The sequence below is a fragment of the Streptomyces chartreusis NRRL 3882 genome (genome assembly GCF_900236475.1).
Taxonomy (GTDB): Bacteria; Actinomycetota; Actinomycetes; order Streptomycetales; family Streptomycetaceae; genus Streptomyces; species Streptomyces chartreusis_D.
In genome coordinates this window covers 1,695,108-1,709,886 of sequence record NZ_LT963352.1, presented here as the reverse complement: position 1 = coordinate 1,709,886, position 14,779 = coordinate 1,695,108, and the positions used below count along the sequence as shown (strand labels likewise).

Below are 14,779 nucleotides of genomic sequence, written 5' to 3'. Positions count from 1 at the left end.
ATCCGAGACGCTGCCTTGGCTTGCGGTGTGGCGGGCAATCCGAGACGGCCGCGTCGGCTTGTGGTGTGGCGTGCGGTCTGGGGCGGCCTGACACCGGCTCTGCGGGCGGTGGGCAGTCTGTGACGGCTTGCTCCGCTCCCGCTGTGGCGGGCCGACCGGGGCGGTCTGGCACCGGTTCCCCGGGCGGCGGCTGCCCGGGGACGGGGCTGGCGTCGGCCTCCGGTGCGGTGGGCGGTCTGAAGCCGCTTGACACCGCTCGCCCCGTGGCGGACTCCCGATGCCGCCGACGTACGTCGTCCCCGGGCCGAGGCGGAGACCGAACGGCTGCGCGACGAGGCCGCGTCCGACGCGGCTCCGGGCCACTGCCGGCTCCGCGTCAACCCGGGGGCATCGACCGTAACCCTTGTGGCCGGTGAGGCGGGCGGCGGATCATGGCCATATGCCGCCTGGTGCACCGCCGTTCGAGGGCGCGACTGTCCGCAGACCCGCGACTGGGGCCACTGGATCCGCCGCCGGACTTCGCCCTGGGCTCAGGGCTTCGTCCGGCCGTCGAAGCGCGAGACCGCCGACCGGGTCGCGATCCTCTCCGACGACCGGGGCGAGGCACCCCTGCTCGAACCCAGGGGCGCGCCCGGCGTCGACTTCGGCACCGTACCGGACGCGGACCGCGCCACGGCCGCAGGAACGGGGGACGTGACATGACGATTCCGTACGACCTTCAGGCGCTGCTGTACGAGATCGACCAGCGGACGAAGGGCATCGTCAGCGGCGAGGACCTCGCCGGGTTGTCCGGGCTCGTGCTCGACCGGCTGGGCTGCACGACGGCGGAGCACGCTTACGACCGCCTGTACACGGACTGGGCGGAGCTTCCCCGGGGCACCGTCGCGTCCGGTCTGCGGGCCGGCCAGGTGCTGAGCGTGCTGCCGTTGCTGCGACTCGAAGGGCCGCTCGTCGACGCGCAGCGGGAGGAGGAGCTGTGGCGGGCGATGCGCGACCACGGCCCGGCGGACGAGACGTGGCGGGCGAACGTCGTCGTCAGACACAGTGCGTGGGGCCTGCGGCACCTCACCGATCCCGCGCAGATGGAGGCAGCACTCGCCCGGATCGAACAGGCCCGGGCCGCGCATCCGCCCGGCACCCGGATCCGCGCGAACCTCGACATGGCGCACGCCGGGCTACGGACGTACCTGGGTCAACTGGGCGGCGGCGAGGACGACTTCGACACGGCCGTCGACGACATGGCCCGTCTCGCGCAGACCTCGGACATGGCGCCGGAGCAGCGTCTGGTCATGAGCGCGCAGGTCGCGCTGTTCCGCATCCACCAGGCCTCCCGGCGCGGCGACGAGGCGGCCCTGGCCGAGCAGATCGGTGTGCTCGAACACGCCATGGCGCAGCTCCCCGCCGGGCACATGGACCGGTTCGCGTTCGAGTCGCACCTGGAAGCCGCCCGCGGCGCCCTGACCCTGCTGCGGGGGCAGCGCACCGGCCGGTTCGAACCCGCCACCGAAGGGGCGGGCGCCGCGACGCCCACGGACGAGATCCGCCGCCGGATCGCCACCCTGCCGGTCAACGCCCAGGCCGACAAGCTGACCGAGGCGGGCTTCGCGGTGGGGCAACGGGCCCTGCTCACCATGGACCACCAGGCGATGCGGGAGTCCATGGAACTGCGGGAGGCCGCCCTCGACCTGCTCGAACCCGACGACGACCGGTGGATCCGGGTCGCCGGCGGGCTGGGCGTCAGCCACTGCGTCATGGCCGACCTGCAGTTCGCGCCGCCCGCTGACCGCGCTCTCCACCTCGACCAGGGCATCGCCTGGCTGCGGCACACCCTGCGGCTCACCGGCGGGCCCCACCACCCGCTGTGGGGCGGCACCGGCATCACCCTCGCCAAGGCCTACCGTCTGCGCGGCGACGAGTACGCCCATGACGCCCGCACCAGACGCCTGAACTACGACGCCTCCCGTCGCGTCGGCCTCCAATGCCTGCGCGCTGCCGCCTGGAGCGCCCTGCTCCAGTCCGGTACGGCCCATGCCGCCGAGACCGCCCGGATGGCGGGCGCCCAGGCCCTCGACGTGGCGCGTTGGTGCCTCGCCGACGGCGCCCACGCCGACGCCGTACGAGCCCTCGACGCGGGACGCGGCCTCGTCCTGCACGCGGCGACCGCGGTCACCACCGTGCCCGAGATGCTGAAGGAGCTGGGCCGGACGGAGCTCGCCCGGGAGTGGCAGGCCGCGGGCAGCGTGCCCGAGGTGGGGGAGGAGATGCTGTTCACCGCTCAGGCCGCGTTCGCGGGGCCCTCCAGCCGCCTGCGCCGCCGGGTCCTGGAGGCGCTTGCCGACTCCCCACGGCACCACGGGCTGCTGGACGTGCCCTCGCCCGAGGACATCGGCGGGGCCCTGCGCGCGATGGACGCGACCGCGCTGGTCTACCTGGTACCGGGCGACGGTGCCGTGCCGGGTCTCCTCGCTGCCCGGCCCGGCTCCGGTGCGGCCGTCCTCGTCACCGCCGACGGCCGCACCCGCTCCCTCGACCTGCCCCACCTCACCGTCGACGCGCCCCCGCTCACCGCGTACCGCGCCACCGGCACCCCCGGCCGCGACGCCGGCGGCCCGCCCGTGTCCGACACGTCACCCGCACCCGGACCGGCCCCGGGCCCCGGCACGAGCCGCACCGCCCTGGAGCAGCTGTGCGCCTGGGCCGGTACGGCCGTGATGGAACCGCTGCTGAGCCGGTTACCGCGCGGTTTCGGCCGGGCGCCCGCTGTCGTGCTGGTGCCCATGGGCGAGCTGGGCGTCGTGCCCTGGCACGCGGCACGACTGACCGGCCGGCGCCGCTCGCGCGGATACGCCTGCGAACGGGCGGACATCTCCTACACGCCCTCCGCCCGGCTGCTGTGCGAGGTGGCCGCCCGGCCCGCCGCCGGCACCCGGCAGACCCTGGTCGTCGGCAACCCGACCCGCGACCTGCACCACGCCGGTGAGGAGGCCGAGGCCGTCCACCGCGTCTTCCACCCGGACGGCGACCTCCTCGGCCCCGGTGCCGCCACGCCCGCCGCCGTCACGGACTGGCTGCGCCGGCAGCGGGGCGGCCTGCTGCACCTCGCCTGCCACGGAGTGGTGCGTCAGGGCGAGCGGCACAGCGCCTACCTCGCCCTGTCCGGCGGGCCGTTGGCCGCCGAGGAGCTGACCGAGGGCGCCACCCGCTACCGCGGCCTGGACCTGGTGGTGCTCGCCGCCTGCCGCACCAACGTCTCCGGGCACGGCTACGACGAGGCGTACAGCCTGTCCACCGCGTTCCTCGTCGCGGGCGCCCGCTCGGTCATCGGCTCCCTGTGGCCGGTGCCCGACGAGGCGACGTCCCTGCTGATGTACATGACCCACCACTTCATGAGCCGCGACGGACTGCCGCCCGGACGGGCCCTGCGCAGCGCCCAGTCGTGGATGCTGAACGACCGCCGCGAGGCACCGCCCGGCATGCCGGCCCACCTCAGGGCACGGGTGGGACACATCGACGCGGACGACCTGACGGCGTGGGCGGGCTTCACCCACCTCGGCTGGTGACGGCTCGTCACCTCTCGGTGCGTACGACGACCTGGGCCGTCCCCCAGCGGCCAGCCCCGTACGCCGGACCGCCCGCGTCCCGCTCGCCCCCGGCACCCGCCGCGAGCACCCGCAGCAGACCGCCCCCACCGGCCGGTGCCACGCTGTCGCGTGCGCCGGAGGGGGCGCCGGTGGACCAGGCGGACAGCCGGAACGGAGCGAGGTTCAGCTCGTCCTCCGCGACGATCACTTTCAGCCAGTCCCGGGTGAAGGCACCCCGCACCGCCGAACGCCCCGGCGGCAGCCGCAGCCACACGGGTTCCCCGCGCCGGGCCCACCCGACCCTGCCGTCCCCGATGAACTCGCCCTCGAACAGATGCGGGGAGGATCCGTAACTGTCCGTCAGGTCGAGCAGCACCGCCCACAGATGACGCCCGGCATGGTTGTGGATCCCGACCCGCACCTGCGGCTCCCGGCCGTCGGCCGTGTACCCGCAGACGATCTCGCCGTCCGCCGAGTGCCGCAGGCTGCCCACCGCCGTCTCCTCGACGGTGATCCGGACCAGCGACGACAGCAGCGGATCCGGGTTGACCAGATCCCGGATCCGGTGCCAGTGGGCGATGTGGGCCAGGCAGTCGGCCACGCGTGCCGCGTCCGCGGGGGACCGCAGCGACAGCTCGGGCACGGGATGCCCGCCCCCACCCGACACCCGCGCCCGGCCGTCCCCGACCTCCACGTGCAGCCGCAGCGCGTCCCCGGCACCGATCGGCGACCGCAGCGGCAGCCCGTCCCCGCCCCCGGTCTCCGGCGCCAGGGCCAGGGCGGGCAGCTCCCCGACCGCCTGCGCGACCAGGCGTACGGCGGCCTTCTCGCCCGACAGCGTCACCACGGCCGGCGGGAACGCCAGCGCCGACGGAGTCACGGCGTGCGCCCACTGCTGGTCCTCGGACGTCGGTTGCCAGCCGACCGGGTCCACCAGGGCCGACTCGGGGCGTACGTCACGGACCACGACCGTGCGCGCCGCGGCGTCCCCGAGCAGGGTGAACTCGGCGCCCGTGGACCGCAGTCCGTGTGCCGCGCCGCAGTTGACCTCCCAGCCCCACGCCGTGTGCCGCAGCAGGAACGGCGAGCCCGGCACCGGCTCGCCGGACAGGAACGCCCCGTCCTCCGGCCCGCGCAGCTCGGGATGCTGCACGTGGCTCAGCGCCCGCACGCGCGCCTCGGTGAGCGCGTGCAGCTCCCCGTACGCGGCCGTGGGGCCGAGCCGGTCCAGCGCGCCCAGCAGCGCATGGCTGAAGTAGCCCCGGATCTTCCCGTCGACGACGTTCTCGTGCGCGAGCTCCTGAGGGCGGCACGCGGCCAGCAGCACGTGCCGGCCCGGCTCGGGTACCTGCCCGCCGCCGCCGGACCGTGCGCCCGGGCCCGCCGCCGGGTGCCACCAGGACCGCCAGGGCACGCCCCGCACCGCCGCACCGGGCGGACCGGCGGCGTCCTGCCGCGTCGCACCGCCCGAGTGGCAGCAGTCCAGCACCGCCACGACATGCGTGCCGCGGGCCGCGACGCCGTCCAGGAGCGCGCCGAGTTCGGTGTCCCGCAGCACCGGCTGCCCGCCCGGCATCAGGCTGTCGTGACACACCAGCGCCTGCGACCAGCCGGTGGCCTCGCCCGGATCGGTGGTCGGGCTCTGGCTGCCGTGCCCGCTGAACCACAGCAGCGCGGTGTCCTGTGGCCCGCTCTTCCCGAGATGCTCCTCCAGCCCCGCCAGCACGGCCGCCCGGGTCGCCTCGGCGTCGTACAGCGTCCGGATCCGCGCGGCCGGACCGCTCCGGCTCCGCAGCCAGTTCTCCGCTGCCCGTACGTCGTTGACACAGCCGCGCAACGGCAGGCCGGGGTAGTCGTCGATGCCCACGAACAGGGCGTACACGGTGCGCATGCGGTGATCCTTCCAGGCCTGCCGGGGCGCGGGCAGGGCGTTTCCGGGGCGCATGCCGGGCACGTGCGCGCGACCCCACGACCCCGTGCTCCGAACGGAGTTGACTTGGCTGTGGTGATGGCTGATGTTTGTGCCGCCTTCAGCACCGCGCGTAACGGAAGGAACAGGCACGTGAGTTTCGCGGGGACCCACCAATCCGTACCAGCCACCGGGGCCGCCGAACGGCGGACCGCACCCGCCCCCTCCGGCCAACGGCCCCTACGTGCCGCCCCCGTACCTGCCGCCCCAGCCGGGCCCTGCGCCGTACGGCTACCCGCACCCCCAGCCGCACCCACCGCAGCCCCAGCCTTACCCGTACTTCCCCCGGCCGCGTCCGGGCCTTGCCGCCTGGGGCCTGGGGTGGGGCGGTGGGCGCGGTGCCGCATGGCCGTCGGTGCGCGAACTGCTGCGACAGGGGCAGCCGCGGATCTCCGGTTGCATGTGGCTGGTGCTGCTCGCTCCGTGCACCTGGTTCGCGTTCCCGCCGCTCATGCTGTGCTACTCGTTCGCGCGCTCGGCCCGCATCCGGGCCCACCGGCTGTTCCCGCACACGCACCGGGCCGTCGAGGACCGGCACGTGACGCGCGTGCAGAAGGTGCGGGCCTGGACCGCGGCCGCCATGTCCCTGCTGCTGCTCGCCGTGTACGGCAAACCGGAGGACGTCGCCGAGGCCCAGGAGCAGTACGTGATGCGGCTGGTGGTCACCCCGCCCCTGCTGCTCCTGAGCGCCCCCGTCGTGATCGCGGTGCTGTTCCGGTGGGCGTCGGCGGAGACCAGGTCGGCCATGCGGGTGCGGGTGCGGGCCGCCCTGCGGTCGGCCGGCTGGTACGTCGGTGCCGTGACGGCCGTCCCGCTGCTCGGCGGGGCGATCGTCCTGCTCGGCCGGGACCAGACGCCCTCCTCCGGTTCGGCGGGCGCCGCCCCCTGGCTGATCCTCGCGGCCGCCCTGCCCCTGGCCTGGCTTCTGTTCTTCCTGGGCTTCGCCACCGGTCCGGCCGTGCGCACCGGCTTCAACACCGCGGCCGTGCACGCCGCGCTCCCCGCCCTGCTGACCGGCACGCTGGTGTGGGAGTTCGCCGCCATCAGCCTGCTCGCGGGCGGCCTGCCGCCCGGGCCGCCGGTGATCCAGGCGCTCGCCGTCATCGGCGGTCCCGCCTCGGTGACGGCGGTGGTCTGGTGGGAGATCAGCCGCCTGCGCACCCGGTACGGGGTGGCGCTGCGCGCCTGAGCCCGCGGTCCGAACCCACCGTTCCTCAGCCGGAGTTGGCGCGGAGGACCGTACGTCCGCGCCCCGCATCCGCCCCCGCCGTGATTACGTAAGGCCCATGACTGCGATCAGACTGCTCCTCGTCGACGACGATCCGCTGGTGCGGGCCGGACTGTCCTTCATGATGGGCGGAGCCGACGACATCGAGATCGTCGGCGAGGCGGCCGACGGCGGCGAGGCGGAGGCGCTCGTCGACCGCACCCGCCCGGACGTCGTGCTCATGGACATCCGGATGCCGACGGTGGACGGCCTCACGGCCACGGAGCGGCTGCGCGCCCGCAAGGACGCCCCGCAGGTGGTGGTCCTCACCACCTTCCACGCCGACGAACAGGTCCTGCGGGCGCTGCGCGCGGGCGCCGCCGGTTTCGTCCTCAAGGACACCCCGCCGGCCGAGATCCTCGCCGCCGTACGCCGGGTCGCGGCCGGCGACCCGGTCCTGTCGCCCACCGTCACCCGCCAGTTGATGCGGCACGCGGTCGGCACCGCCGCCGACACCCGCCGCACGCGTGCGCGTGAACGCGTGGCGGCCCTCAACGACCGCGAGCGCGAGGTCGCCGTCGCGGTCGGCCGGGGCCTGTCCAACGCCGAGATCGCCACCGGCCTCTTCATGAGCGTCGCCACGGTCAAGACGCACGTCTCCCGCATCCTGGCCAAGCTCGACCTCAACAACCGCGTGCAGATCGCCCTGCTGGCGTACGACGCGGGACTCCTGGAGGAGGAACAGGAGGGTCACTGACCGCCCTGCCGGGCACGCCGGCCCGCCGGCCCGCCGTCACGCGAAGGCGGAGGCGGTTCCGCCGGGGATCTCCGCGAGGTGCACCGGCCTGCGCTCCCGGCGTGACAGCTCGCACGCCTCGGCGACGCGCAGCGCCTGAAGGGCCTCGCGCCCGTCGCAGGGGTTGGCCCGCTCGCCCCGCACGACCTCGACGAACGCGTTCAGCTCCGCCTCGTAGGCGGGGCCGAAGCGCTCCAGGAAGCCGGTCCAGGGCTTGTCGGCGGCCGGCGGCCCGGTCGGCTCGGTGGACGCGATCGGCGTACGGTCGTCCAGGCCGACCACGATCTGGTCGAGCTCCCCGGCCAGCTCCATGCGCACGTCGTAGCCGGCCCCGTTCAGCCGGGCGCCGGTGACCGTGGCGAGTGTGCCGTCGTCGAGGGTGAGGAGCGCGGCGCCGGTGTCGACGTCGCCCGCCTCGCGGAACATCGCGGGCCCGGCGTCCGACCCCGCCGCGTAGACGTCCGCCACCTCCCGGCCCGTCACCCAGCGCAGCACGTCGAAGTCGTGGATCAGCGTGTCCCGGTACAGCCCGCCGGACAGCGGCAGCCACGCCGCGGGCGGCGGCGTCCGGTCACTGGTCAGCGCCCGCACGGTGTGCAGCCGCCCCAGCCTGCCGGAGCGCACGGCCTCGCGGGCGCCCCGGTAGCCGGCGTCGAAGCGGCGCTGGAAGCCCATCTGGAGCACCGTCCCGGCCGTCTCGACCTCGGCGATCGCGCTCAGGGTCCCCGGCAGATCCAGCGCGATGGGCTTCTCGCAGAACACCGGCAGGCCCGAGCGTGCTGCCCGACCGATCAGTTCGGCGTGGGCCGACGTCGCCGTCGTGATCACCACGGCGTCGACCCCCCAGCGGAAGATCTCCTCCACGCCGGGCGCGGCCGTCTCACCCAGCCGGTGCGCCAGTTCCTGGGCCCGCGAGGCGTCCGCGTCCGTAAGGATCAGGGAGCCCACGTCGCGGTGCCGGCTGAGCGTGTTCGCGTGGATCGTGCCGATGCGGCCCGTACCGATGACGCCGATGCGCATGGAAACAAAGTGCGTGCGCAGCCCGCCCCTGTCAATCTGTATGTCCGGACAATCTGACTACACAACTTCCCGTCAACAACGCACGGAGCTACGCTCGGCCCGTGCCGAAACCAGAAGTGGACCCGACCGTGCAGCTCGAGCTGAGCGTGGACCGCAGCTCTCCCGTGCCGTTGTACTTCCAGCTGTCCCAGCAGCTGGAGGCCGCGATCGAGCACGGCACGCTGACCCCAGGCAGCCTGCTGGGCAACGAGATCGAACTCGCCGCCCGGCTCGGCCTGTCCCGGCCGACCGTCCGCCAGGCCATCCAGTCGCTCGTCGACAAGGGCCTCCTCGTCCGCCGCCGGGGCGTGGGCACCCAGGTCGTGCACAGCCAGGTCAAGCGCCCTCTGGAGCTCAGCAGTCTCTACGACGACCTGGAGGCGGCGGGCCAGCGCCCGGCCACCAAGGTCCTCGTCAACACGCTCGTCCCCGCCTCCGCCGAGGTCGCCGCCGCGCTGGGCGTCGCCGAGGACAGCGACGTCCACCGCGTGGAACGCCTCCGCCTCGCCCACGGCGAGCCCATGGCCTACCTCTGCAACTTCCTGCCCCCCGGCCTCATCGACCTCGACACCGCCCAACTGGAGACCACGGGCCTCTACCGCCTGATGCGAGCGGCCGGCATCACCCTCCACAGCGCCCGCCAGTCGATCGGCGCCCGGGCGGCGACGGCGGCGGAGGCGGAGCGACTGGCGGAGGAGGCAGGGGCCCCGCTGCTCACCATGCAACGCGTCACGTTCGACGATACGGGCCGAGCAGTGGAATACGGCACACACACCTACCGCCCGACGCGCTACTCGTTCGAGTTCCAGCTCCTGGTGCGGACCTGAGGGAGATGCCGCTGAGGGGCGCGGTGAACTGCGCGACAAGCCCCCGCGCACCCGCACTCGGCACTGATCCGCACCACCCCTCTGCTCCGCACCCTGCCTCCCCGTGAGGCAGAATCGGCGGCGATGAGCACCTACCGCGACTTCACCGCCCCCATCGGCTCCCGCCGTGCCACCGTGCTCCGCACCGTCGGCACCCGGGAGCGCCGCTCACACCTGACGGCACCCCGCGTACCGACGGTCGGCATCGACATCGGCGGTACGAAGGTGATGGCGGGCGTCGTCGACGCCGACGGCAACATCCTGGAGAAGGTCCGCACCGAGACGCCGGACAAGTCCAAGAGCCCCAAGGTCGTCGAGGACACCATCGCCGAGCTGGTCCTGGACCTCTCGGACCGGCACGACGTGCACGCCGTCGGCATCGGCGCGGCCGGCTGGGTCGACGCCGACCGCAACCGCGTGCTGTTCGCCCCCCACCTGTCCTGGCGCAACGAACCGCTCCGCGACCGCCTCTCCGGCCGGCTCTCGGTACCGGTCCTCGTGGACAACGACGCCAACACCGCCGCCTGGGCCGAGTGGCGCTTCGGCGCCGGCCGCGGCGAGGACCACCTCGTGATGATCACGCTGGGCACCGGCATCGGCGGCGCGATCCTGGAGGACGGCCAGGTCAAGCGCGGCAAGTACGGCGTCGCCGGCGAGTTCGGCCATATGCAGGTCGTGCCCGGCGGCCACCGCTGCCCGTGCGGCAACCGCGGCTGCTGGGAGCAGTACAGCTCCGGAAACGCCCTGGTCCGCGAGGCGCGCGAGCTGGCCGCGGCCGACTCCCCGGTGGCGTACGGGATCATCGAGCACGTCAAGGGCAACATCTCCGACATCACCGGCCCGATGATCACCGAGCTGGCCCGCGAGGGCGACGCCATGTGCATCGAGCTGCTCCAGGACATCGGCCAGTGGCTCGGCGTCGGCATCGCCAACCTCGCCGCCGCCCTCGACCCCTCCTGCTTCGTCATCGGCGGCGGCGTCTCGGCCGCCGACGACCTGCTGATCGGCCCCGCGCGGGACGCCTTCCGCAGGCATCTGACCGGCCGCGGCTACCGCCCCGAGGCCCGTATCGCCCGGGCCCAGCTCGGTCCCGAGGCCGGCATGGTCGGCGCCGCCGACCTGGCCCGGCTGGTCGCCCGCCGCTTCCGGCGCGCCAAGCGCCGCCGGGTGGAGCGGTACGAGCGCTACGAGCGGTACGCGCAGTCCCTCCGCAGCAGCCAGGAGACGCTGTGACCGCCTCCCTGCCGCACCAGGGCTCGTGGCCGGAGGGGGAGGAACGCCCGGCCGAGGACCGCCGCCACATGATCCGCCGCCGGGCGCTCACCCTGCTGATCATCGTGCTGCTCATCGGCGTTCCGGCCGGCTACCTGGTGATCTCCGCGAACCAGAGCCGGGACAGCGGCAAGGACAAGGAGGCCAAGTACTCGGCGACGGGCCTGACCGCGGGCTGGCCGTCCAAGCTCCAGCGCCGGATCTACCAGGTGCCCGTCCCGCACCCGGCCTGGCACGTGGCGTACTACGAGACCAACAACTGGAAGACCAGCCGCCTGTACGCCCAGTTCGAGACCAACGCGGCCGGTCTGGACGCCTATCTGACGGGCCTGGGCGTGACCCGGGACGACCTGGAGAAGGGCCACATCACCATCGGCGCCCGCGACCGCAAGGTCACCGGCTGGAAGTTCCCCGAGGGCGACGCGTGGTACGGCTTCGTCCACCGGCAGAAGAACCCCGCACCCACGCACGACGTGGTGGTGGACCTGTCCAACCCGGCGTACCCCTGGGTGTACGTGGTGTCCCGGACGGTGCCCTGACCCGAAGCCGTGCCCGGTCGTCGGGGCCGCCGGGGCCGGTTGTCAGACCCCGCCCGTAGAGTCGGAGACAACTGAATCCGACACGCGGGCGGGAGGTGGCAGGACGTATGGGCGACACGGCCGCGATGGCCGAGCGAGCGGGAGACACGACGGTCCCGGTCCGGCTCCCGGCCGTCTTCCTGCCCGCACCCCTCCCGCGCGGCGGGCGCATCGCCTTCTGGGACCCCGCGGGGGAGCCCCTGCCCGCAGAGGTCGCAGAGCTCACGGAGGACACCGAGCTCACCGTCGTACGACGGCACGGCGCCGCGGTCCGGCGGCGGACCACCCCGGCGCTGTCCCTGTCGCTGGACGAGGCCCTGCCGCTGCTGGTGCGCGCCCGGCGCGACCCCGCGGCCCACCCCGCCACCGCCTGCTGGGGCGCGGCCGCCCTGCACGCCCTGCGGCTGATCGCGCGCGGCCGGCTGCTGCCCGGCCTGACCCCCACGGGCCACGACGCCTGGCGCGCCGGCCCGCTCGACCCGGACGACATCGCGCACCTGCGCGCGGTGGCCGCCGCCCTGCCCTACGAGGGACACGCCGTCCCGCTGCCCGGCCCGGGCCCGATCCACCTGCCCGAACCGGAAGCGCTGGTACGCGCGTTCCTGGACGCGGTCGCCGACACCCTGCCGCGCACCCCGGCCGCACCCCACGCCACCGGCAGACCCTTCGCGGCCCGCGCCGCCCAGCACCTGCCGCATGCCCACGACTGGGCCGCCGAGGTCGCCGCCGGGATGGACGCCGGCGTGCGGATCTCGCTCCGGCTGGACCTCTCGGCGTACGACCTGTTCGACGACGCCTTCGACGGCGGCGCGCGCAGCGCCGGCGCAGCGGTCGTCCAGGTGCACAGCCTCGCCGACCCCACCCTCGTCGCCGACGCGGCGGCGCTGTGGGCGGGCGAGACGGACGACGCCTTCGGCCCCCGCGCCCGGGTGGACGCCGCCCTCGCCGTCCGCCGCGCGGCCCGGGTCTGGCCTCCGCTCGACCGGCTCTCCGACCAGGACGTGCCCGACGTGCTGGCACTGACCGAGGAGGAGCTGAGCGACCTGCTCGGTGTCGCGGCCACCCGGCTCGCCGCGGCCGGCGTCGCCGTGCACTGGCCCCGGGACCTGGCCCAGGACCTCTCGGCCGCGGCGGTGGTCCGGTCGGCCCCCGGCTCGGCGACCGACGGAACCGGCTTCTTCGAGAGCGAGGATCTGCTCCAGTTCCGCTGGCAGCTGGCGCTCGGCGGCGACCCGCTCACCGAGAGCGAGATGGACGCCCTCGCCGAGGCCCACCGCCCGGTCGTCCGGCTGCGCGACCAGTGGGTGCTGGTCGACCCCGCCCTCGTCCGCAAGGCCCGCCAGCGGGACCTGGGGCTCCTCGACCCGGTCGACGCGCTGTCCGTCGCCCTCACCGGCACCGCAGACGTGGACGGCGAGACGGTCGAGGCCGTACCGGCCGGCGCCCTGGCCGCCCTGCGCGACCGCCTCACCGCGGGGGTACGCCCGGCCGAACCGCCGCCGGGCCTGCACGCCACCCTCCGCGACTACCAGCTCCGGGGCCTGGCCTGGCTCGACCTGATGACCTCCCTCGGCCTCGGCGGCTGCCTCGCCGACGACATGGGTCTCGGCAAGACCGTCACGCTCATCGCCCTGCACCTGAAGCGGGCCCGCAGCGAGCCCACCCTCGTGGTCTGCCCGGCCTCGCTGCTGGGCAACTGGCAGCGGGAGATCACCCGTTTCGCGCCCGGCGTCCCCGTCCGCCGCTTCCACGGCCCGGACCGCAGCCTGGACGACCTGGACGGCGGCTTCGTCCTCACCACGTACGGCACGATGCGCTCCGCGGCCCCCGCCCTGGCCGGGCAGGAGTGGGGCATGGTCGTCGCCGACGAGGCGCAGCACGTCAAGAACCCCTACTCGGCCACGGCCAAGGCGCTGCGCACGATCCCGTCGCCCGCACGCGTGGCCCTGACCGGCACGCCCGTCGAGAACAACCTGTCGGAGCTGTGGGCCCTGCTCGACTGGACCACCCCGGGTCTCCTCGGCCCGCTGAAGTCCTTCCGCGCCCGGCACGCCCGGGCCGTGGAGAACGGCGAGGACGAGGAGGCGGTGGAGCGCCTGGCCCGCCTGGTCCGGCCCTTCCTGCTGCGCCGGAAGAAGTCCGACCCGGGCATCGTCCCCGAGCTGCCGCCCAAGACGGAGACCGACCACCCGGTGCCGCTCACCCGCGAACAGGGCGCGCTGTACGAGGCGGTGGTGCGCGAGTCGATGCTCGCCATCGAGACCGCGGAGGGCATGGCACGCCGCGGCCTGGTGCTGAAGCTGCTGACGTCGCTGAAGCAGATCTGCAACCACCCGGCGCTGTACCTGAAGGAGGAGACCGCCCGGACCGGTGGCGACCGGCTCGCCGCCCGCTCCGGCAAACTCGCGCTGCTGGACGAGCTGTTGGACACGCTGCTCGCCGAAGACGGATCCGCCCTGGTCTTCACGCAGTACGTCGGGATGGCCCGGCTGATCACCTCCCACCTGGCCACCCGGGCGGTCCCCGTCGACCTCCTCCACGGCGGCACGCCGGTCCCGGAGCGGGAGCGCATGGTCGACCGCTTCCAGGCCGGCTCGACCCCGGTCCTGGTGCTGTCCCTCAAGGCGGCGGGCACCGGCCTCAACCTCACCCGCGCGGGTCACGTCGTGCACTTCGACCGCTGGTGGAACCCGGCCGTCGAGGAACAGGCCACCGACCGCGCCTACCGCATCGGCCAGACCCAGCCCGTCCAGGTCCACCGCCTCATCACCGAGGGCACGATCGAGGACCGCATCGCCGAGATGCTCCAGGCCAAGCGCGCCCTCGCCGACGCGATCCTCGGCTCCGGCGAGTCGGCCCTCACCGAACTGACGGACCGCGAGCTGTCCGACCTGGTCTCCCTGCGGAGGACGCCATGACGCCCAGCCCGGCCGACAAGGCCCGCCGGGCCCTGCGGGCGGCCCGGGAGCAGGCCTACCGCAACCCGGAGCCACCGTCCGCTCCCCGCCCGGCCGAGAGGCCCACGGGCCAGGAGGAGACTCCCCGTCCGGGAGACGTGGCCAGAGCAGCACTGCGCAGGGCGGTCACCGAGCACCGGCGTGGCGACGGCCCGGCGAGCGAGGCGGGCGCGGCGGAGGACGCCGACGGGCCCGGCGTGCTGACGGGCGGTGCCTCAGAGGACAGGGCGGGGCCGACCGGTGCGGGCGACCTGGCAGAGGGGGACCGTTCCGGCGGCTCGGGTGGGTCGGAGGTTTCCGGCGTCCAGGGGCGGCCGGGCGGTTCCGTCGGCCCCGGTGGGTCGGACCGTTCCCGCTCCCCGGGTGGGTCGGAGGTTTCCGGCACCCCTGGCTTGCCGGGCGGTTCCGGTGCCTCCGGTGGGTTGGATGATTCTGGTGGTTCCGGTGGGTCGGGGGTTTCCGGCGCCCCGGGCTGGCCGGGTGGTTCCGGCGTC

At 74.5% G+C, this 14,779-nt stretch carries 10 protein-coding genes; 8 read left to right on the top strand and 2 right to left on the bottom strand.

The features are described from left to right. Window positions 1-246: 246 nt before the first annotated feature. Both SCNRRL3882_RS07650 and SCNRRL3882_RS07645 read left to right on the top strand, forming a co-directional pair. On the top strand, window positions 247-702 hold the full coding sequence (locus tag SCNRRL3882_RS07650; protein WP_010038958.1) for a hypothetical protein: 456 nt from the start codon (window positions 247-249) through the stop codon (window positions 700-702). Then, complete coding sequence (locus SCNRRL3882_RS07645) at window positions 699-3,560, top strand: CHAT domain-containing protein (RefSeq protein WP_010038955.1); 2,862 nt, start codon at window positions 699-701, stop codon at window positions 3,558-3,560. Before SCNRRL3882_RS07650 ends, SCNRRL3882_RS07645 begins: the two co-directional genes overlap by 4 nt. Before the next feature lie 7 nt (window positions 3,561-3,567). Here SCNRRL3882_RS07645 and SCNRRL3882_RS07640 read toward each other — a convergent pair whose 3' ends face one another. Continuing rightward, complete coding sequence (locus SCNRRL3882_RS07640) at window positions 3,568-5,472, bottom strand: caspase family protein (RefSeq protein ID WP_010038954.1); 1,905 nt, start codon at window positions 5,470-5,472, stop codon at window positions 3,568-3,570. A gap of 478 nt (window positions 5,473-5,950) precedes the next feature. Here SCNRRL3882_RS07640 and SCNRRL3882_RS07635 point away from each other — a divergent pair, with 478 nt between their 5' ends. Next, window positions 5,951-6,739, top strand: a complete 789-nt coding sequence (locus SCNRRL3882_RS07635) for a hypothetical protein (RefSeq protein WP_010038952.1) — start codon at window positions 5,951-5,953, stop codon at window positions 6,737-6,739. Between the two features lie 97 nt (window positions 6,740-6,836). After that, complete coding sequence (locus SCNRRL3882_RS07630) at window positions 6,837-7,514, top strand: response regulator transcription factor (protein WP_010038949.1); 678 nt, start codon at window positions 6,837-6,839, stop codon at window positions 7,512-7,514. Between the two features lie 36 nt (window positions 7,515-7,550). Here SCNRRL3882_RS07630 and SCNRRL3882_RS07625 read toward each other — a convergent pair whose 3' ends face one another. Continuing rightward, on the bottom strand, window positions 7,551-8,573 hold the full coding sequence (locus SCNRRL3882_RS07625) for a Gfo/Idh/MocA family oxidoreductase (protein WP_010038948.1): 1,023 nt from the start codon (window positions 8,571-8,573) through the stop codon (window positions 7,551-7,553). 128 nt (window positions 8,574-8,701) lie between these two features. Between SCNRRL3882_RS07625 and SCNRRL3882_RS07620 the strand changes: the two genes are divergently transcribed. The 4 genes from SCNRRL3882_RS07620 (at window position 8,702) to SCNRRL3882_RS07605 (ending at window position 14,246) form a co-directional block, all read left to right on the top strand. Beyond that, the gene (locus SCNRRL3882_RS07620) at window positions 8,702-9,439 is read left to right on the top strand and encodes a GntR family transcriptional regulator (RefSeq protein ID WP_173937364.1); all 738 of its coding nucleotides are present in this window, start codon (window positions 8,702-8,704) and stop codon (window positions 9,437-9,439) included. A 123-nt stretch (window positions 9,440-9,562) separates the two neighbouring features. Continuing rightward, window positions 9,563-10,711, top strand: coding sequence for an ROK family glucokinase (locus tag SCNRRL3882_RS07615; RefSeq protein ID WP_010038943.1), 1,149 nt, complete (start codon window positions 9,563-9,565; stop codon window positions 10,709-10,711). Further along, window positions 10,708-11,289, top strand: coding sequence for a hypothetical protein (locus SCNRRL3882_RS07610; protein ID WP_010038939.1), 582 nt, complete (start codon window positions 10,708-10,710; stop codon window positions 11,287-11,289). The genes SCNRRL3882_RS07615 and SCNRRL3882_RS07610 overlap by 4 nt, the downstream gene beginning before the upstream one ends. 107 nt (window positions 11,290-11,396) lie before the next feature. Further along, window positions 11,397-14,246, top strand: coding sequence for a DEAD/DEAH box helicase (locus SCNRRL3882_RS07605; protein ID WP_010038936.1), 2,850 nt, complete (start codon window positions 11,397-11,399; stop codon window positions 14,244-14,246). Window positions 14,247-14,779: the final 533 nt, after the last annotated feature.

Excerpts from the sequence above, each read along its gene's own strand:
- SCNRRL3882_RS07645 (WP_010038955.1), top strand. The coding sequence starts at position 699 with ATGACGATTCCGTACGACCTTCAGGCGCTGCTGTACGAGATCGACCAG.
- SCNRRL3882_RS07640 (WP_010038954.1), bottom strand. The coding sequence starts at position 5,472 with ATGCGCACCGTGTACGCCCTGTTCGTGGGCATCGACGACTACCCCGGC.
- SCNRRL3882_RS07635 (WP_010038952.1), top strand. The coding sequence starts at position 5,951 with ATGTGGCTGGTGCTGCTCGCTCCGTGCACCTGGTTCGCGTTCCCGCCG.
- SCNRRL3882_RS07630 (WP_010038949.1), top strand. The coding sequence starts at position 6,837 with ATGACTGCGATCAGACTGCTCCTCGTCGACGACGATCCGCTGGTGCGG.
- SCNRRL3882_RS07625 (WP_010038948.1), bottom strand. The coding sequence starts at position 8,573 with ATGCGCATCGGCGTCATCGGTACGGGCCGCATCGGCACGATCCACGCG.
- SCNRRL3882_RS07615 (WP_010038943.1), top strand. The coding sequence starts at position 9,563 with ATGAGCACCTACCGCGACTTCACCGCCCCCATCGGCTCCCGCCGTGCC.
- SCNRRL3882_RS07605 (WP_010038936.1), top strand. The coding sequence starts at position 11,397 with ATGGGCGACACGGCCGCGATGGCCGAGCGAGCGGGAGACACGACGGTC.